The organism is Penaeicola halotolerans (genome assembly GCF_016464625.1).
Classification (GTDB): domain Bacteria; phylum Bacteroidota; class Bacteroidia; order Cytophagales; family Cyclobacteriaceae; genus Penaeicola; species Penaeicola halotolerans.
On sequence record NZ_JAEAGO010000242.1, the window covers coordinates 1 to 233 of the forward strand.

General features: G+C 39.1%; 1 protein-coding gene. It reads right to left on the reverse strand.

What is annotated here, in order from left to right:
• Nucleotides 1-44: 44 nt before the first annotated feature.
• A partial coding sequence (locus I5349_RS14140) for a FlgD immunoglobulin-like domain containing protein (RefSeq protein WP_226391401.1) occupies nt 45-233 on the reverse strand: 189 nt, incomplete at its 5' end.

Sequence of the window (233 nt, forward strand, 5' to 3'; positions counted from 1 at the left end):
TCTCTTCTATATTGGGAGAGGCTAAAATACATGAGCTTTGAAATTTATCTTATTTCAAAGGCTCTAGTGTCGGACTGATTACCCGCAGTGATTTTTAAGCTAAACTTTCCAGGTCTTATGTATTCACCACTATCATCTATGAAGTCCCAACCGATCGTGTTGAAGCCTTTTTTAGCATCAATTGTGATCGTACGGGCTGTATTGCCTTTGTCATTAAGGATAGTAGCTGTAGC